Origin of the sequence: Bacillus sp. 5mfcol3.1 (assembly GCF_900114335.1) — a bacterium.
Taxonomy (GTDB): domain Bacteria; phylum Bacillota; class Bacilli; order Bacillales; family Bacillaceae_G; genus Bacillus_A; species Bacillus_A thuringiensis_S.
On record NZ_FOST01000002.1, the window covers coordinates 803166 to 822546 of the forward strand.

Consider the following 19381-nt stretch of genomic DNA (forward strand, 5'->3'; position numbering starts at 1 on the left):
AAAGCCTTATGCCACCTTGGCATAAGGCTTTTTTGATTACCATTTTAATATGGAGAATCCATATGGAGGAAGTGTAACTTGTAATACACTTGCTTCTGCTGAAAATTCTTCATTTGTATAAATGTTAATTATTTTCTTACCAGTAACATGAAGAGGGAGTGAAACTGTAACTTCACTATTAGTAGGGTTTAAAACAAAAAAGATAGTTTCATCCTCATATGTTTTCGTATAAGAAATATAATTATGTTCATCATTTGCTTCGATGAATTGAAAAGTACCATGTCCTCCAAAAGCTGCATGTTGTTTTCGTAATGAAATCAATGTTTGTATATGTGTAAATAATGCATGATCTTGTTCTTTAGTATCCCAAATCATACATTTACGGCAATTGGGGTCCATACCACCATCCATGCCGATTTCATCTCCGTAATAAATACATGGAGAGCCGATGAAAGAAAGATGGAATACATAGAGCAATTTCAACTTATTTTTATCTCCATTGCATGTTGTTAAAATTCTTGGAGTATCATGGCTATCTAATAAATGAAAGGCTGCTTCATTTACATTCATAGAGTAGGAATGTAGAGATTCTGTAATTTGCTTCATGAATTCACTTGCTTTAATGGAATCGTTAGCAAAGTAAGAAAGTAGAGCGTTTGTAACAGGATAGCTCATGACAGCATCAAATTGATCACCTTGTAGCCACGGAAGGGCATCGTGCCAAATTTCTCCCAAAATATATACTTCAGGATTTAATGTTTTTATTTCAGTTCGGAATTCTCTCCAAAAGTTGTGATCGACTTCATTTGCGACATCAAGGCGCCAGCCATCTATATTGAATTCTCGTACCCAATAACGTCCTACTTCAAGTAAGTACTCTTTTACATCTGGATGAGCTGTATTTAATTTAGGCATATACGGTGTAAAGGCGAAAGTATCATAATTTGGAAGTGGTTCGGTTATAATCGGGAAATCATGAATGTGGAACCACTCTTTATATGCGGACTTCTCACCATTCTCTAGTACGTCTTGAAATTTCTCGAAAAAGTATCCACTATGATTAAACACAGCATCGAGCATGACTTTTATACCGTGCTTATGACATTCTTCAACGAGCTCTTTAAAAGTTTCTTTCGTCCCAAATTGTGGATCAATTTCCATATAGTCAATTGTGTCATATTTATGGTTTGAATGAGCTTTGAAAATAGGTGTGAAATATATTCCGGAAATGCCAAGCTTAACAAGGTAATCAAGGTTTTGAATAACACCAGCAAAATCCCCACCGAAAAAATTAGTTGGAGTAGGATTCGCACTTCCCCAAGGAAGGGTGTTTTCTGGATTCAGCGTACTATCGCCATTAGCGAATCGTTCAGGGAAAATCTGATACCAAATGGTGTCTTTAATCCAAGATGGTGCTTTGAATACATCATCTGCATGAATAAATGGAAAACAAAAAAAGTTACCAACATCATCATTTGGAATGTTAGAAAAGAATCCTCGCTCTGTATAAATAAGAGTGTCTGTTTCAGATTTTAATTCAAACCCATAACGTAAGCGCTTAAATTTTGGTTCGATTGCAATGGACCAATAATCAAATAATGCAGTAGAACCCGTTTTTTTCATTGGTGTACTTGCTGATATCCATTTCCCATCTTTCCATTCGTAAGGATCACCGTAAATAAGATCGGCGCTTTGAACATCATCTCTCTTAGTACGTATTCGGATGTGAATTGTTTGTTCATCGTAAGCGTATGCATAATTATCTTTCGGCCTATGATAAATGGCTTCTTTAAACATATAGAAAATCCCCCTTCAATATCTCTATACATAGTATTCCCTTAAGTGTAATAATAAAGCCTATATTGCAAACGATTGCCTTTCTTATAGCTTTAATATTGCTTATAAGAGTAGTATTCATTTAATATAAAGTCAATGTATAAAGAGTATAATGACATAATTTTTAAATTAATATTTGCAAAATGAATAAAAGAATGTATAATGATAGACAAATAGCGCAAACGTTTTCATAGACTTGAGATATTGTTTGCGCTTCAATTAAACTATTAAATGCAAACGTTTTCAGTTGCTAAGGTACATAGACAATTTAGGGAGGTTTTTGGGATGAAGAAAGCATTATCATTATTAACGGTTTCAGCATTATCTATTGGTATGTTATCTGCATGTGGACCGAAAGATTCAGGGAAAAAAGAGGAAAGTAAAGCGAAAAAAGATTATGATCTTCTTGTTTGGGAAGATGAGAAAAAAGGTGTGGGTCTAGAGCCAGCGGTGAAAAGTTTTGAAAAGAAATATAATGTGAAAGTAAAAGTTGAAGAGGTTCAGATGACGAAACAAATAGAAAAACTTCGTCTCGACGGTCCAGCTGGCACAGGGCCAGATGTTGTAACATTGCCACATGATCATATTGGTAATGCGGTAACAGAAGGGCTACTTTCAGAAGTGAAAGTAGATGATACAGTAAAAAGTAAATTTACAGATTTATCAATAGAAGCACAAACATATAACGGAAAAATATATGGTTTACCAAAAGCGATTGAAACACCAATCTTTATTTATAATAAAAAAATGATGCAAAAAGCGCCGGAAACGATGGATGAACTGTTTAACTTCTCAAAAGACTTTACGAAAGATGGAAAATACGGATTTTTAGCACTAGGAGATAACTTCTACTTTGCTAATGCATTTATGGCAGGTATGGGTGGTTATGTATTTGGTGAAAAAGATGGAAAGCCAAATGCAAATGATATTGGATTAAATAATAGCGGTGCGGTACAAGGTGCTGAATATATTCAAAAATGGTATAAAGAAAAGTTATTCCCGAAAGGTATTATCGGTGAATCTGGTGGTTCAGCTGCAGATGGATTATTTAATGAAGGAAAAGCAGCATCTATTATGAATGGTCCATGGGCATTCCAAGCGATGGAAAAGGCTGGAATAGACTATGGTGTTGCTCCAATGCCGAAATTACCAAATGGTCAACCGATGAAAACGTTCGTTGGCGTAAAAGGATGGCATGTAACAAGCTTCTCTAAACAAAATGATTTAGCTACAAAATTTACTGAGTGGGTTACAAATGAAGAAAATGCTAAAATTCGCTTTGAGAAAACGAAAGAAATTCCACCAGTAAAATCAGTAATGGAAGATCCAATCATTAAAGAAAATGAGGCTGCAAAAGCGGTTGCGACACAATCTGAAAATGGAATTCCAATGCCAAACATTCCAGAAATGCAAGAAGTTTGGAAACCAGCTGGAGATGCGCTTCAATTAGTTGTATCAGATAAAGAAGCACCAAAATCCGCACTTGATAGTGCAGTGAAACAAATTAAAGGTAATATTGAGGCAAATCATAGTAAGAAAAAATAAGGTGAAATTCGTGCCTCTAATATGAGGGGCACGAATTCTCTCCCTTCCATGTAGGAAGAAAAAAGGGGGAAGGAACATGCAAACATCTATGGAACCTGCAAAGGGGTTAAATGATTCAAAGCATAGGAAAGTGGCAACCATGTTATCAATCATTCCAGGCGTGGGCCAAATGTATAATAAACAATTTGTAAAAGGTCTTATTTTTCTAGTATTAACAGGTTCATTTATTGTAGCCTTTGCTGATTTATTAAATATGGGATTATGGGGCATTGTAACGCTCGGTACAGAAGTTCCACGTGACCATTCCGTCTTTCTATTAGTAGAAGGGATCTTGGCACTTATCGTTATCGCTTTTGGGCTTGGCATATATGCATTTAACTTATATGATGCATATCAAAATGGGAAGAAACGTGATATTGGAACACCGTTAAATTCTGTAAAAGAGCAATACCGTAATTTGTTAGATCAAGGCTTTCCTTATTTAATGGTTTCACCAGGTTTTCTACTACTTATCTTTGTTGTCGTATTTCCAATCATCTTCGTAATTTTAATTGGATTTACAAACTATGATTTATATCATTCTCCTCCAGCTAAATTAGTAGATTGGGTGGGCTTTAAAAACTTTATTGATATTTTCACATTACCGATGTGGAGAGATACATTTTTAAGTGTATTTTCTTGGACTGTCATTTGGACATTCGTTGCAACAACATTACAAGTTGCACTTGGTATTTTTTTAGCGATTATCGTAAATCAGCCTGGTATTAAAGGTAAGGCAATTATTCGAACAATCTTTATTTTACCGTGGGCTGTTCCAGCATTCGTATCTATTCTTGTATTTGCTGGTATGTTTAATGAAACATTTGGAGCAATTAATAACCAAGTATTAGCTTTATTCGGGATTGAAAAGATTGCTTGGATGACAGACCCGTTTTGGTCAAAGATTGCTTTAATTATGATTCAAACGTGGCTTGGTTTCCCGTTCGTCTTTGCGATGACAACAGGTATACTGCAATCGATTCCAGGAGAATTATATGAAGCGGCTACAGTAGACGGAGCAACTGCTTGGCAACAGTTCCGCAAAATTACATTGCCACTTGTGTTATATGCAACAGCGCCAATATTAATTACGCAATATACGTTTAACTTTAATAATTTTAGTATTATTTATCTATTTAATAACGGGGGACCTGCTGTGTCTGGACAAAATGCAGGTGGAACGGATATTTTAATTTCATGGATCTATAAGTTAACGATGACTTCGGCTCAATACGGCAAAGCAGCAGCTCTTACAATGATTTTATCGTTAATCGTTATTACAGTTGCGTTATGGCAATTTAAGAGAACAAAATCATTCCAAGAAGAGGATATGATGTAAATGAATATTAAACGACAAAAGATGCTACGTCTTTCATTAAGTTATTTAGTTATCTTCATAATGTGTGCGATTGTTTTCTATCCATTACTATGGATAATTGGCTCATCGTTTAATCCAGGTGATAGTTTATCTGGATCAAGTATTATTCCGAAAAATGCCACATTAGATCATTATCGCAAGCTACTTGATCTCGATTCAAGTAATTACTTACTTTGGTATAAAAATACTTTGAAAGTTAGCGTAATGACGATGATTTTCTCTGTACTAGCCATTAGTTTTACTGCTTATGCATTTTCGAGATATCGTTTTGTTGGAAGAAAGAATGGTTTATTAACATTTTTAATTCTGCAAATGATCCCGAATTTTGCAGCGTTAATCGCACTATATATATTAGCTCAGTTAACAGGATTACTTGATACACACCTTGCATTAATTTTAATTTATGTGGGCGGAGCAATTCCGATGAATACATGGCTTATGAAAGGGTATTTTGATACGATTCCGAAAGAGTTGGATGAATCAGCTCGAATGGATGGAGCAGGGCATTTCCGTATTTTCTGGCAAATCATTATGCCACTTGCAAAGCCAATCGTAGCGGTTGTAGCATTATTTACTTTCATTGGTCCATTTACAGATTTCATTTTAGCGAGTATTATTTTGCGAACACCAGAAAATTATACTTTAGCAGTTGGATTATATGAAATGGTTGCGAAAAAATTCGGTAATGAATTTACAACGTTTGCAGCGGGTTCAGTGTTAATTGCGATTCCGATTTCAATTTTATTCCTATCACTACAAAAATATTTTGTTTCCGGTTTAACAGCTGGAGGTACAAAAGGATGAAAAATGGGACATTATGTCCCATTTTTCTTTTCATCTCCCTATAAATAACTTTATAGGGAGATGAAAAGAGATTTGACATCACATGTGAAAAGAAGTGAAATAAATAGTATATTATAGTATAGGAAAAAATAGCTATATCCCTTACAATACATGAAGAGGGAGAATAGGATTAGTTTTGCAAGATATAAGAAATGAAAGTTTATGACTTGCAATGAATGCGAGATAAAATATATGAAAAATGACAGAGAAATGAGAGGAGGGGGATTTTTATGACAGTTACAATTAAAGATGTGGCGAAGCAAGCGAATGTTGCACCATCAACAGTTTCTCGTGTAATTGCTGATAATCCAAGTATAAGTGAAAAGACAAAGCGCCGTGTTAGGAAAGTGATGAGTGAATTAGGGTATCATCCCAATTTAAATGCGAGAAATCTTGCGAACCAAACGACGAAAACACTTGGTCTTGTTATGCCAAGTTCTGCAAGTAAAGCTTTTCAAAATCCATTTTTCCCAGAAGTTATAAGAGGGATTAGTTCATTTGCACACGTAGAAGGTTATGCGCTTTACATGTCGACAGGTGAAACGGAAGAAGAAATTTTTAATGGTGTCGTAAAGATGGTACAGGGACGCCAAATTGGTGGCATTATTCTTTTATATTCAAGGGAGAATGATCGGATTATTCAATATTTACATGAACAGAATTTCCCGTTTGTTTTAATAGGAAAACCATATGATCGAAAAGATGAAATTACATATGTAGATAATGACAATTATACAGCTGCAAGAGAAGTGGCAGAATATTTAATTTCATTAGGGCATAAGCAAATCGCGTTCATTGGTGGTGGATCAGATTTACTTGTAACGAGAGATCGTTTAGCTGGTATGAGTGATGCCTTGAAATTAGCAGACATTGTATTACCAAAAGAATATATTTTACATTTTGATTTTTCGAGGGAAAGTGGTCAACAAGCCGTTGAGGAATTAATGGGACTGCAGCAACCGCCGACGGCAATTATGGCAACGGATGACTTAATTGGACTTGGTGTGTTAAGTGCTCTTTCTAAAAAAGGATTCGTTGTACCGAAGGATGTTTCTATTGTAAGCTTTAATAATGCTTTATTATCAGAAATTGCGAGCCCTCCACTTTCGACAGTTGATGTGAATATTTATCAGCTAGGATATGAGGCAGCGAAAGCTTTAGTTGATAAAGTAGAGAATGCAGAATCCACTGCAAAGTGTATCATTATTCCTCATAAATTACTAAAACGTCAAACTTGTGATCATTATGCAGAAAAAAGCTAAGAGTTTAACTCTTAGCTTTTTTCTTTAGAAAGGCTTCTAATCGGTCGCAGCCTTCTTTTAAAGTTTCGATACTATACGCATAGGACAAGCGAAGGTAGCCTTCACCGTATTCAGAGAATGCTGTTCCAGGAACTACAGCTAGTCCAGCTTCTTTGACAAGATCAAGTGCAAAATCAAATGATGAAGATGTCAAATGACCAACATATGGGAATAAGTAAAATGCACCTGTTGGCTTTTCAACTGCTAATCCCATTTGAGTGAGTCTATTATATACGTAATCACGGCGTTTTTTATATTGGTGGCGCATCATTTTGGGTGCGTCTTTAGCAGCTGTTAATGCTTCAATCGCAGCGTATTGAGCGATTGAAGTAGCACACGTTACATTGTATTGATGAACTTTTAATATGTGTCCTGCTAAATAGCTTGGTGCGAATAAAAGTCCAACACGCCAGCCAGTCATAGAATGTGATTTAGATAAACCGTTAATGACAATTGTCTTTTCACGCATTTCTGGGAAATGAGCGATAGATGTATGCTTTTGTTCATACACAAGCTCGCTATAAATTTCATCTGAAAGGACGAAAATATTTTTATCTTTTAAAACATCTACAATATCTTTTAATTCTTCTGTGGATAAAGTTACACCAGTTGGGTTAGAAGGATATGGTAGTACGATACATCTTGTTTTTTCTGTAATAGCATTTTTTAGCGCGTCAGCTGTTAAACGGAATCCAGTTTCACGAACATCTACAAAAATGGGCGTTGCACCGCATAATCGAATAATAGGTTCGTAACCTGGATAAATAGGAGCAGGTAAAATTACTTCTGTTCCTGGCTCTAAAATCGTTCGGAATGCAACATCAATTGCTTCGCTAGCACCAATTGTAACGATGGTTTCGTTTTCAGGTGAGTAATGTAAATCGTAGTTATCTTTTACGAAGTTACAAGCTGCCTTACGTAATTCTAGTAAACCAGCGTTATGTGTATAGCTGGTATAGTTTTCTGTAATAGCCCGTTTTGCCGCTTCTTTTACGAGAGAAGGTGTAGGGAAATCGGGTTGTCCGATTGTTAAAGAAATCAAATTATCATAGTTTTGAATCATGTTAGAGAATTGACGGATTCCAGAAATTTGGATATCCTTCACTCTAGGGTTAATGAATTGTTCCATTGTATCTCCCTTTCTTCCGTTTGAAAATTAAGTTCATTTTATCATATTTTCTATGATTGCGCTTTGTATATGTAATTTAGAAAGAGAGAGAAAAGAAAAAAAGCCGCTATAAGCGACTTTTTAATATCCGTATTCCCAATCTATTTCATCTTCATTCCAGAGTACAGAGGATACCTTGCCAAGGTGAACAACTGATTCGTTCACAGCACATGTGCAATCTTCATCTCCTGCTTTATGCTGTAACTCTTCATATACTGATTTTTCAACATTTTCTAGAACAACCAAATTTTCTTCTTTTAAAACAAGCGTAGTACCCGCCATATTTATCTTCCTCCTACTAAAGTAATGATCACTTATTTGTAAACATAGATAGTATGGATTATATGCTGTATTTTGCTATAGTTGTCCGTCTAAAAAAGTATTTTTACATTTTCTTTGTAATCCGTATTCATTGTATACTGCACGAAGGAAATTTGGTACAGGGTTTACAATCATTTCGAAAATCTGTAACAATTATTATGAGTTGTTAACAAAGAATTAACAAATATGTTAAGAAAAATCAAAATTTTAAAACAAATAAACCTATAAAATGATATAATCATATCAAAATACATATAGGGGATGAGAGGTTATGGAGCTTATCCGTGATTTGTTGATTCAAATTGCCATCATAATTTTACCACTATTTTTATATGAAGCGATTCGTTTAAATCGCTATCAAGAAATGCCTCCGAAGCCAAATCGTTACTTTATTATGTTTTTATCTAGCGTTACGCTCGTTCTCTCCATGACATACTCTATTTGTTTTGGCAATGTGTGTGGGTATAACTTTCACCCAATTCCAATTGTCAGTGGTTTTTTATATGGTGGGATTGTTGGTTTAATCCCAGCGGTTATTTTTGTTGCATATGAATGGTTACTAAAGGGAATGAGCTTTCTTCCAGTTTTAGAAGTAACATTTCTATTGATAGTTCCGCTATTTTTATCAAAGAAATGGTCTCTTTTTTCAAGAGATAAGAAATTAATTTTAGCATTTATGATTTCATCATTTTATGTGCTTGTTTCTTTAGTATTAGGCATGATTAATGTTCTTTTGGAAACAGGATTTACACCGTATATTTCGCAAATATATAGCGGATTTATATTTGCCTCGCTTATCATGGTCATGACAATGGTATTTCAGGTGTATTTAACTGAATATTTAAACGAAAATGCATTGCTACGTACAGAGATGCAAAAATCAGAAAAGCTTAATATTGTAAGTGAGTTAGCAGCAAGTGTGGCACATGAAGTTCGAAATCCACTTACTGTTGTTCGTGGATTTATCCAATTGCTAGAAAGTACGGAAGATGTGAAGAATAAGGATTATATGCGTCTCGTATTAGCTGAATTGGATCGGGCGGAACAAATTATTTCAGATTACTTGAATTTAGCAAGGCCGCAAATTGAGAAAAAAGAACACATTTGTTTATCAGCCCAATTAATAGAAATGACCACTCTTATGTCGTCATTTGCAGCGATGCAAGGTGTATATTTACAAGTTGAAATTTCAGAAAGTCTTTATACGATTGGTGATAAGACAAAATTGAAGCAAGCTATTATGAATGTTGTTAAAAATGGTATTGAAGCAATTCAAGGAAATAAAGGATATTTAAAAGTAACAGCTATTCAAAAAGACGAAACAATCATAATAAGAGTTAAAGATAGTGGTGTTGGTATGACGAAAGAACAGTTAGCAAGGCTGGGGCAACCATATTATTCTTTAAAAGAAAAAGGGACAGGATTAGGGCTTATGGTAACATTTAGTATTTTACAAGCGCATAATGGTACATTGGAATATAAGAGTGAAAGTGGAAAAGGCACTGAAGCAATTATTATATTACCAGCTGTACAAAATAAGGAATAAAAGTTACCGATGGAAGGTAACTTTTTATTTTATATTGTTTATTCATTTGTTTTTTCTTGTTTTGCTCGGCTAAATAAACTTTTAAATGATTGAAAGAAGCTTTGCTCTTTTGAGGCAGCGACCATTCTTTTTGTTTCTTGAATTTCTCGAATAACTTGCATAAGCTGTGCATCACGATTACTGTCCTTGTTATAAATTTGACTAACAAGTTTATTCATTTTTTCTTCTTGTTTGGATTCTCGTTTATACATATGATTCATTAATAAGTCCATTTTTTCTTTTTGCAATGCATCTGTTTGAGCGGCGTGCTCGACTAATTCTTGAAGCATTTTTTCTTGAGAGCCTTCTTTTACATACACTTGTTGCATCAATTCATCTAGTTTTTCATCCTTTAAACGATTTTGTGTAATTAGAGTAGAATTTTGATGAATAATTGCTTCATTTAATTGAGCTAGCATTTCAAGTTTCAACATGAACTCCTCAAAGTTACGCCCATCTTCTTTTTCTTTCGGTTGTATCTCTTGCTTATCTTGTATAACTGGTACAGGTGGGGCCTCTTTTTCTTTTAAAATAATCGGTATCGTTTCTGAAATATCTTCTTGTAATGTGGCAGCTCTTTCATGTATAGATTTCAATAGTTTTAAATCATCAAGTTTATAAATACGAGCATCAGCTGTTTTAGAAATCATATAACCATGTTCCTCTAACAGTTGACTATATTTGCGGACTATATGTTTTGGGATGCCTGTTTTATTCGTGACATCTTTCGTTTTATAGGTAGCTTCCATGATATTTCCTCCCCAAAAAGTATCGTATATATCATTTCAATCTTTTATGAGGACTTCCTTTGAAAAAGAATGTCGGAAGGCTATTAGTTTTCTACAGCATTAGTGAAAAAATGAAATTTTTTGGCGGAATGGCAAGGAATAACTAAAATAATGTCTGAAAACATATACAGGAGAAGTTTGTTATAATAACTGAGGAAAAGAAACTGGTAGAAACATGGAGGTATACATGAAGCAATTAAAAGGTATTATCATTTCAATTATCGCAATTCTGTCTATTTTAGTAGCAGTTTATGAAGTACTTGTGCCAGAGGAAACAAGTGTAAAGAAAACGAATACGTATGATCAAGTGTTAGAATTTCCGAAAGAACGTTATCCAGAGACAGGAAAACATATTACGGATGCTATAAAAGAAGGGCATTCAGAAGTTTGTACAATCGATCGTGGTGGTGCTGCAGATAGAAGGAAATTGTCGTTAGCACCGTATCCATCAAAAAAAGGGTATGATCGTGATGAATGGCCAATGGCGATGTGCAAGGAAGGCGGAAAAGGAGCACATATTGAATATATAAGTCCGGCGGATAACCGGGGAGCAGGCTCTTGGGTAGGGAATAAGTTAGATAAATATCCAGATGGTACGCGTGTGAAGTTTGAAGTGAAGTAGTATTTGTACATTTCATGATGAAGGAGAAGGGGAACTATGGAGTTAACAATTTCTTATTCGCAATTAATGTTGATGAACTATGACGGTGAGCAGCCTTATGTAGACTGGACGGATGAAGATTTTGAAAGAGGTTATGCTGAGGCAGAGGGAACTGTTATTTTTGAAGCACTTTCTGATTATACTTGTGAAGTGAAAGTGACCCCAGGGAAACATATTGAAAAAGAAGAAGTGGTTAGAACGATTACGGTTCCTTTTACGGTTGAAAATGAAAGTATCATTATAACGAGTATTCTTTCAAACAAATTTCAAATATCTATTCCAAATGGTGAGTATACAGTTGTCTTACAAGCAATTCCTCTTGAAGAGCCAACGGATGATGAATTATATAAAATACAATACGAATTCTTCTTTGAAAGTAAAGAATAAAAAATGGGTTATCCTGAGAAAAGGATAACCCATTTTTGTTATGCGTTTGTTTTTAAAAGGGAACGAGCATCTTTCGCTGCTTGCACCATATGTTCTAAAGCTGGAATAACTTCTTCTGTTCTTCTCGTTTTTAAACCACAATCAGGATTAATCCAGAAATATTTAGGATCGCATACTTCTAAAGATTGTTCTACGATTTTATACATTTCATCTTTACTCGGTACACGTGGGCTATGAATATCATATACACCTAGGCCGATGCCTTTTTCATATGTTGTATGTTTTAATGTATCAATAAATTCTCCGTGACTTCTTGATGTTTCGATAGAAATTACATCTGCATCTAATGCGCGAATCGCGTCAACAATATCTTCGAAGTTACTGTAACACATATGAGTATGAATTTGTGTTTCATTTGCTACAGAAGAAGTTGCTAAAAGGAAGGATTGTACTGCCCATGTAATATAAGCATCCCAATCTTTTTCTTTTAGTGGCATTCCTTCACGAAGTGCTGGTTCATCGACTTGGATTACTCTAATTCCGGAAGATTCAAGTAGTTCAATTTCGTGACGAAGAGCTAGTGCAATTTGATACGAAACTTCTTTTCTTGGAATGTCATTTCGAACGAAGGACCAATTTAAAATCGTAACAGGTCCAGTTAACATTCCTTTTACAACTTTCTCCGTTAAGCTTTGTGCATAAACTGTTTCCTTAATAGTCATGCCGTTAATAAAGGCTACATCACCATAAATAACAGGTGGTTTTACGCAGCGGGAACCGTATGATTGTACCCAACCGTTTTTAGTGAATGAGAAACCAGCAAGGCGCTCACCAAAATATTCGACCATGTCAGTTCTTTCAAATTCACCATGTACAAGGACATCAAGCCCAATTTCTTCTTGGTAACGAATCCATTTTTCTGTCTCTTTTTCAATAAATTGTTCATATTGTTCATTTGAAATAACACCGTTACGCCATTCTTTTCGCGTTTGACGAACTTCAGTTGTTTGCGGGAAGCTACCAATAGTCGTTGTTGGTAATAGTGGTAACTCCAGGGCAACTTGTTGTAATTCGTATCGTTTTTCAAATGGAAGAGGACGTGAAAAATCTTCTTCTTTTAGTGCTGTTCGTGCTGCTTTGACATCTTCTCGGTTACGTGCAGCAGATGAGCGAATTGTATGATGTACGTTTCGATATGTTTCCAGCTCAGTACTAATGCTTTCTGTACCTTGAGTGAGAGCGGAATGAATAAGAACTAACTCTTCTAATTTTTGATTTGCAAATGCTAATGCATCAAATAGCTCAGTCGATAAGTGAGTTTCTTCTGTTTTATCGATCGGTGTATGCAATAAGCTACAAGAAGGCTGAACGATGAAATCTTTCGTTTGGACTTGTTTTTGTAACGTTGTAAATAACTCAAGAACTTCATCAAGGTCAGCTCTCCAAATGTTACGGCCATCTATACAACCGACAGCTAAAGTTTTATCAGCTGGGAATCCATATTTTGAAATAGCATTTAAATTACCTTCTTTACCATGAATGAAATCTAATCCAATACTGGATACCGGGAATGTAATAATTTCTTCATAGTTTTCTTCCACGCTATCAAAATATGTTTGTAAAAGAAGAGTCGCATTTGGAACTTCTTTACGAATAGCTTCATAAATTTCTTTTGCTTGTTGAACTTCTTCTTTCGTTAAAGAAGCGAAAATTGGTTCATCAACTTGAATGGCTTGTGCACCAGCTGCATGTAGTTCTGAAAGCAGTTGTACGTAAGGTGCAACTAACTGTTTTAAAATGGAAGGGAATTGTTCTTGTGTATAGCCTTTAGCTAATTTTAAGAAAGTATATGGACCTAAAATAACAGGCTTTCCATCTACTCCTAATTCTTGTTTTGCCTCTTCGTATAAGCGAAGTGGACGATTATCTTTTAAAGAGATTTGTAATCCCTCTTCATATTCAGGAACGATATAGTGATAGTTTGTGTTAAACCATTTTGTCATTTCGGAAGCTACGTGATTTTTAGAGCCACGCGCCATTGCGAAATATACATCAAGGTAAGATGTAAACTCAGAAAAACGTGATGGGATAAATCCTAGCATATAGGCAGTATCCAAAACGTGATCATAATATGTAAAGTCGCCAATTGGAATGAGTTCAATCCCTTTTTCTTGCTGTACTTTTACGTGTTGAAGGCGAATTTCTTTCATTGTTGTTAAAAATTGTTCTTCATCAATTTTATTGGACCAAAAAGCTTCCAATGTTTTTTTCCACTCTCGTTGTAGTCCGATACGTGGATAACCTAAGTTACTTGTTTGAATTGCCATTTTAAATTCCTCCCTAATTGAAAGTAAGCATTTCCGTTTACTAGGAAATACTTATAACAAAAAGTGCAAAGACATAGAAAATAAGCCTTCCTTTTTGTTTTAACACCTCATCATCATCCGTGAATCTATCAGTGTTGTTAAAACAGGCAGGTCTCCTGACTTATGCTTCATATAATTTCTTTCACCTTCCCGTTTTCACAGTGGCACCAAAAAGAAATCTCAGCATTTACAGTGGCGGGACCGTGTTGGAGTTTCACCAAGCTTCCCTTTTAAACACGAAACGAAATGTTCGTGTACCTATTTTCCTTTTGAAAGGAATTTAACAAGCGATATGATATTGAAACAAATTCTAACACAATTTTTGGAATTTTGTCTACTGTTTTAAAATAAGAAAATTCCAAAGTTTTTATTTCTTATTATTCTGACTTTTTATTCTGAAGTAACTAATAATATTACAGTATAAAAAGAGAAATTGAGCTATGAAAGAAGTAGGGATGTCTTCTTTCATAGCTCAATTTTCATCTATAGCAACTTCTGAAAGTCGGCCTGCTATAGCATCTTTAAGGAGGGTGTTTAGCCATTGTAATTCAACTGTAATATGCTCAATTACACTTTGCAAGATATATAGTTGTGCACGTGGAACCTTTCCTTTATTACAATCATATATCGTTTGCATAGTATGTAAATATTGAAGAGTATCATTTTTCTTTTTTTCTAAAATAGGAACTAATTCATGATCATTGCTAAAGTGAGCGAAAGATAGGGCTGAATAAATAGGTTTATATATTTGGTTTTTTGCTTCGAATTGTTTTAATAGTAAAGTGTGGAATAGTTTTTTGCCTTCTTCTGTTATATGAAAAATCGTTTTGTCAGGTCGGTTTGTGTCTCTAATTACATTTGTAATGTGAATTGCGCCTTGCTTTTCTAATTGCTCGAAAGCGTAATAAAGTGATCCTTTAGCATATTTAATATAACAATCCATTTGTCGTTCTTTCATAATATGCTGCACTTCATATGGATGTTTATCTCCTTCGAGTAGCAAGCCGAGAATGACTAATTTCATGCTCATGCTGTCTCAACTCCTGTATATAAAAACTTTATACATATTATAAACGGCATATCCTTTTTCATAAAGGGATATGCCGCTTCTTTTTTATATTAACTGACTTGCTTTTGTTTTTCTTTCTTTTTAGGGCCTGTAAAAAGGCGTTCATTTCCCATTAGTAAAATACAAATAACACTTAGTACAGCCGGGATGAGTGCCCAGAAGAATGTGTTCGCAATAGATGTAGCGAGAGCTTCTTTAATACCCGCTAATATTTCAGCAGGAATTTTTGCGGTAGCGCCTGGTGATAATAAGAAACTTGTGTCTCCGCCTTTTGGAGCTAATTTTGCTAGTTCAGGGGGGAACACAGAGTTTAGTTTATCTGTAAAAATATGATTTTGAATTGTACCGAAAATCGTTACACCAAGAGTCATACCGAGTGATCGGAAGAATGAGTTTGTTGATGTCGCCGAACCGCGGTCTCGCATTTCTAACTTGTGAATAGAAGACATACTTAATACTGAGAATGAGAAGCCAACACCAAGCCCAGCGAGAATCATAAATAGTGTTACGAGTAAACGAGGTGTGTCCATTGTTAAAGTACTTAATGAATAAATACCAAGAACGAAGAAGACACCAGATACCATCATAATGTTACGATAGCTTGTTCGAGAAGCTAATTGTCCTCCTGTTTGACTTCCAATTACAGAACCAACCATCATTGGTGTTAAAATTAATCCAGCATTAGAGGCCGAACCTCCAAGAACGCCTTGAATGAAGATTGGAATATAAACTGTACAGATAATAAAAGCAGCACCATAGAAAAAGGCAACTCCTTGACTAGCTGCGAATAAAGGTTTTTTAAATAGATGGAACGAAATAATAGGCTCGGTTGCTTTTCTTTCTACAAAGAAGAAAATAATAAGCGTAATAACTACTGTTGTAAATAAGCCAATAATTACAGTGGAATTCCAGGCATATTCCTTACCACCAAGTTCTAATGCGAACATTAAGCAAACGATACTTATGACAAGTGTAATAGCACCAGCCCAATCAATTTTTTGTTTTCTAAATTCTAGAGACTCACTGTAGTATTTAGTAATGAAGAAAAAGGAGATAAGTCCTAATGGAATATTGATATAGAAGACCCAATGCCAACTTATATAGTCTGTAATATAAGCACCTAATAAAGGACCGAATACACTAGATGTCCCGAAAACAGCACCGAATAGTCCTGTCATCTTCCCGCGTTTTTCTGGTGGGAAGATATCATACATAATTGTAAAGGCGATAGGCATAAGGGCACCACCACCGATACCTTGAATAGCTCTATAAATACTTAATTGCTCAATACTTGAAGCTGTTCCGCAAAGCGCAGAACCGAATAAGAAAAGAATGAGGCCCCCAATATAAAAACGTTTCCGCCCGTACATATCAGAAAGTTTCCCAAAGATAGGCATCCCTGCCATTGTTGCTACCATATAAGCTGATGTGACCCAAACAAACTTATCAAAGCCTCCTAGGTCTCCAACGATTGTTGCCATTGCGGTTGCAACGATTGTATTATCCATTGCGGCCATTAATATACCAAGTAGCAAACCAGCAACAACAAATTTTGTCTTGTTGGTGTCTTTTTTTAATGGTTGAGTTTCCAAATATAACCCTCCTTTAGAAATAAGTAAACTATATTAAGTTTTGAGTGCAGTGGATAAAAAATTTAAATGTATAGTTGATTTTAATTTCTTTTCCATAAGTGCACTAATATGCCATAAAGAATATTATAGTCAAATTTGACTATAAGGCAAATTTTTTCTTCCGTCAAAATATTCTTTCATATAAGTAGAGAACGAGTGAGCGATACGAATATTGCTATAAAGGAAATGAAGTAAATTGTAAAAAAATTTCATAAAGAACACCTTCTGTTAATAGATGAAAAATGGTTTTTTCTTCATATTGTCGAATAGGATAAAAGGAAGAGAAATATTAAACATTACTTGTAGCAAGCTTTAGTAAGTTGGGGAATTCATTGTGTGTATGGTACATCTGAAATGAGGTGAATATATATTATGAAAATATGGGGACGAATTTCGGATACAGGAAAGTATTCAATACCGCTACAACCAGTATTGTGGATTGACGGATCGAAAAAGGAAAATGAATTTCCTCAAGTAGCCGTTACATTGCAAATTGGTAGTATGTATACAGAACAATTTTCGTATGAATTGACCTACGATGTAAACGACATACTTATTATGCGAATTGAAGTGGAAAATAAAGGGGTAGAAATGATTTCGAGAGTTGTTGTAAGTCATATGATTCGAGATTACTTTGCTTATATTCCTAATTCTTTAAAAGTTGATAAGGGGATAAGTGAGTTTTTATTCCAGCTTGTAAGGTGGCGAATTGATGATTTGTTACCAAATGAAAAGGTGGAACTACGTTGCAAAATAAAAGCTAATAAAGATAAAGCTCTTAAACAAGCATTCTTTCAGGCTACATATACATTTCAAGATAAAGAGATATCATATGGTCCACTGCAAACAAATGAAGTTGTTGTGCGGCAATGATAAAAAGGAACCTGTACAAAAGGTTCCTTTTTTAGTGAAGGTTGTGTTTTTTGAGTATTTTCTTTTGCTCTATTCCTTTTTTTCCTACATAGTTATTTTTGTAGCCAAAGTATAGAATAAATAAAAATGAAACAACATTTACAATTGCGTCGATTTGATCGTTTGTAATAAAGTGTATGCCGAAAGAGGTAAATAATAATTTTAATGATAATAGAAAACCAGCTAGTAAACGCATAGCATCTGATAGATTCTCTTTGTGTAGCATATAGATTACTCCTTTCTATAAAAGTTATATATTATATATATGAAATAGAGTAGGAAAGGTATACAAGCTTAAGCAGAAATGTACATTGCATATGTACATTTTTTATTTTGTAGAAAAACATTATTGATATAGAAACATATATTGGTATAAAAGGGGGAGAAGTATGAAACATAAAGGGAAAATTAGTGGATTATTACTTGGAAATACAGTGGCAGTTACAGAATGGATTGCACTTCAGGATGTAATTGCAAAACTGGATTCACGATCATTTTATACCGTCTTTATTATTTATATACTGCAAATGATACTAAGTTATTATTTTGGACATTGGTACGATAAAAGAGCGAACAAGCATATGAATGTGGAAGTAGGAGGAATGGCAAGCAACGATTTTGTTGTTGATTTTTTTGGGAAAGTAGCCGCTTTATCTGAAAGAGATTCCCGTAATATTACAGTTTACATTCTTTCTGTAAAAGAATGGGAAGGATTAAAAGACACGTTGCAAGAAAAAAAATTGGGAGTGTTAGTACAAAAATTAGAGAGTACCATTGTAAAGACAATTCGGAAGGGAGATGTTGTTACAAAGTGGGATGAAAATAAGTATGTTATTGTAGCAATTGATAATGGTCATGAAACATCAACAATAACAAACAGATTAATGAAAAATATTGAAAGTGAAATAGAAGGTGATTTACTCAGTGTCACTCTTTTATTTGGAGCAGCTAGCTATCCAGTAGAAGGAAAAACGTTTGAAGAACTGTTGAGAAAGTCGCAAAATCAATTGTATCAGTATAGAAATTTGCAAGAAAATGAGTGAAGCTTCGATTTGAAGATATATGATAGGAAGAAGTTTTATTTGTAACATTTTTTTGACTTTTATTACAAAAAACGTTGCGTTTGTAATAAAAGTCTTTAAAAATATATGAAATAAGCATATAATTATGATGGTAGTGCCAATGCAATTTGCACAATGTGTTTTATTTTAAAAGTGTAGAGGAAAGCAAGCTCTACACTTTTCCTTTTTAGGAAATGAAAAGAATATTTGTAAGTTGTTGCGAGATATCGATTGTACTGTGTAAAATGAACAAAGAGATTATTTGATAGAAAGCTGGAAAGGGAATGATAGACGTGAGAGCGGAACGATCACCTTTTATCAGGTGAACTATTATAGTCTTATTAAGACTGAGGTGAAATTCTGTGGCCATTAAGGTAATACATAGTGTGAACAGGTTTTAAAAAACACGAAGAACTATACTTAAAGATGGATATGGAACTGCTAAATACTTCAAAAAGAATAATGTAATATTAAGTAATAATTCGTACAA

At 34.6% G+C, this 19381-nt stretch carries 17 protein-coding genes and 1 riboswitch; of the genes, 9 read left to right on the plus strand and 8 right to left on the minus strand.

Annotated elements, in window-relative coordinates:
* Positions 1-36 precede the first annotated feature (36 nt).
* The gene (locus BM089_RS13655) at positions 37-1797 is read right to left on the minus strand and encodes an alpha-glycosidase (RefSeq protein WP_000471773.1); all 1761 of its coding nucleotides are present in this window, start codon (positions 1795-1797) and stop codon (positions 37-39) included.
* A gap of 324 nt (positions 1798-2121) precedes the next feature.
* Here BM089_RS13655 and BM089_RS13660 point away from each other — a divergent pair, with 324 nt between their 5' ends.
* The 4 genes from BM089_RS13660 to malR all read left to right on the plus strand — a co-directional run bounded on the left by BM089_RS13660 (position 2122) and on the right by malR (position 6903).
* Positions 2122-3381 (plus strand): extracellular solute-binding protein, encoded by a 1260-nt coding sequence (locus tag BM089_RS13660; RefSeq protein WP_000709931.1) that lies wholly within the window; start codon positions 2122-2124, stop codon positions 3379-3381.
* 76 nt (positions 3382-3457) lie between these two features.
* Positions 3458-4759 (plus strand): maltosaccharide ABC transporter permease MalC, encoded by a 1302-nt coding sequence (malC, locus tag BM089_RS13665; RefSeq protein WP_001194982.1) that lies wholly within the window; start codon positions 3458-3460, stop codon positions 4757-4759.
* A complete protein-coding gene (gene malD / locus BM089_RS13670; RefSeq protein WP_001022603.1) occupies positions 4760-5602 on the plus strand; it encodes a maltosaccharide ABC transporter permease MalD in 843 nt (280 codons plus the stop codon).
* A 269-nt stretch (positions 5603-5871) separates the two neighbouring features.
* Positions 5872-6903 carry a maltose operon transcriptional repressor MalR gene (malR, locus tag BM089_RS13675; protein WP_016512354.1) on the plus strand — a complete coding sequence of 344 codons (1032 nt, stop codon included), beginning with the start codon at positions 5872-5874 and terminating at the stop codon, positions 6901-6903.
* Between the two features lie 4 nt (positions 6904-6907).
* Here malR and BM089_RS13680 read toward each other — a convergent pair whose 3' ends face one another.
* Entirely contained in the window at positions 6908-8071 is a 1164-nt protein-coding gene (locus tag BM089_RS13680; protein ID WP_023522939.1) for an aminotransferase A, read from the minus strand.
* A 120-nt stretch (positions 8072-8191) separates the two neighbouring features.
* Positions 8192-8392 carry a hypothetical protein gene (locus BM089_RS13685; RefSeq protein ID WP_000929276.1) on the minus strand — a complete coding sequence of 67 codons (201 nt, stop codon included), beginning with the start codon at positions 8390-8392 and terminating at the stop codon, positions 8192-8194.
* 310 nt (positions 8393-8702) lie between these two features.
* On the opposite strand from BM089_RS13685, the gene kinB reads away from it, so the two are divergent.
* The gene (gene kinB / locus BM089_RS13690; protein WP_000420372.1) at positions 8703-9977 is read left to right on the plus strand and encodes a sporulation sensor histidine kinase KinB; all 1275 of its coding nucleotides are present in this window, start codon (positions 8703-8705) and stop codon (positions 9975-9977) included.
* Between the two features lie 38 nt (positions 9978-10015).
* Here the strand turns inward: kinB and BM089_RS13695 are convergent, their stop codons facing one another.
* Positions 10016-10765: a DUF3967 domain-containing protein gene (locus BM089_RS13695; protein ID WP_000388467.1), complete on the minus strand. Its 750-nt coding sequence runs from the start codon at positions 10763-10765 to the stop codon at positions 10016-10018.
* A 226-nt stretch (positions 10766-10991) separates the two neighbouring features.
* Between BM089_RS13695 and nucA the strand changes: the two genes are divergently transcribed.
* Together nucA and BM089_RS13710 are read left to right on the plus strand one after the other, a co-directional pair.
* The gene (gene nucA, locus BM089_RS13705; protein ID WP_000811494.1) at positions 10992-11426 is read left to right on the plus strand and encodes a DNA-entry nuclease; all 435 of its coding nucleotides are present in this window, start codon (positions 10992-10994) and stop codon (positions 11424-11426) included.
* A 36-nt stretch (positions 11427-11462) separates the two neighbouring features.
* A complete protein-coding gene (locus tag BM089_RS13710) occupies positions 11463-11852 on the plus strand; it encodes a competence protein ComJ (RefSeq protein ID WP_000424023.1) in 390 nt (129 codons plus the stop codon).
* Between the two features lie 38 nt (positions 11853-11890).
* On the opposite strand, the gene metE is transcribed toward BM089_RS13710, so the two are convergent.
* The 3 genes from metE to BM089_RS13725 form a co-directional block, all read right to left on the minus strand.
* Positions 11891-14179 carry a 5-methyltetrahydropteroyltriglutamate--homocysteine S-methyltransferase gene (gene metE, locus BM089_RS13715; protein ID WP_001007615.1) on the minus strand — a complete coding sequence of 763 codons (2289 nt, stop codon included), beginning with the start codon at positions 14177-14179 and terminating at the stop codon, positions 11891-11893.
* Positions 14180-14306: 127 nt separating this feature from the next.
* Positions 14307-14495: riboswitch (cobalamin riboswitch) on the minus strand.
* A gap of 195 nt (positions 14496-14690) precedes the next feature.
* Positions 14691-15248 carry a PadR family transcriptional regulator gene (locus BM089_RS13720; protein WP_000062063.1) on the minus strand — a complete coding sequence of 186 codons (558 nt, stop codon included), beginning with the start codon at positions 15246-15248 and terminating at the stop codon, positions 14691-14693.
* 89 nt (positions 15249-15337) lie between these two features.
* Positions 15338-16879 carry an MDR family MFS transporter gene (locus BM089_RS13725; RefSeq protein ID WP_090977155.1) on the minus strand — a complete coding sequence of 514 codons (1542 nt, stop codon included), beginning with the start codon at positions 16877-16879 and terminating at the stop codon, positions 15338-15340.
* A 411-nt stretch (positions 16880-17290) separates the two neighbouring features.
* On the opposite strand from BM089_RS13725, the gene BM089_RS13730 reads away from it, so the two are divergent.
* Positions 17291-17791 (plus strand): hypothetical protein, encoded by a 501-nt coding sequence (locus tag BM089_RS13730; protein ID WP_000708119.1) that lies wholly within the window; start codon positions 17291-17293, stop codon positions 17789-17791.
* 31 nt (positions 17792-17822) lie between these two features.
* On the opposite strand, the gene BM089_RS13735 is transcribed toward BM089_RS13730, so the two are convergent.
* A complete protein-coding gene (locus tag BM089_RS13735; protein ID WP_090977157.1) occupies positions 17823-18056 on the minus strand; it encodes an SPP1 phage holin family protein in 234 nt (77 codons plus the stop codon).
* Between the two features lie 163 nt (positions 18057-18219).
* Between BM089_RS13735 and BM089_RS13740 the strand changes: the two genes are divergently transcribed.
* On the plus strand, positions 18220-18873 hold the full coding sequence (locus BM089_RS13740) for a diguanylate cyclase domain-containing protein (RefSeq protein ID WP_090977159.1): 654 nt from the start codon (positions 18220-18222) through the stop codon (positions 18871-18873).
* Positions 18874-19381 lie beyond the last annotated feature (508 nt).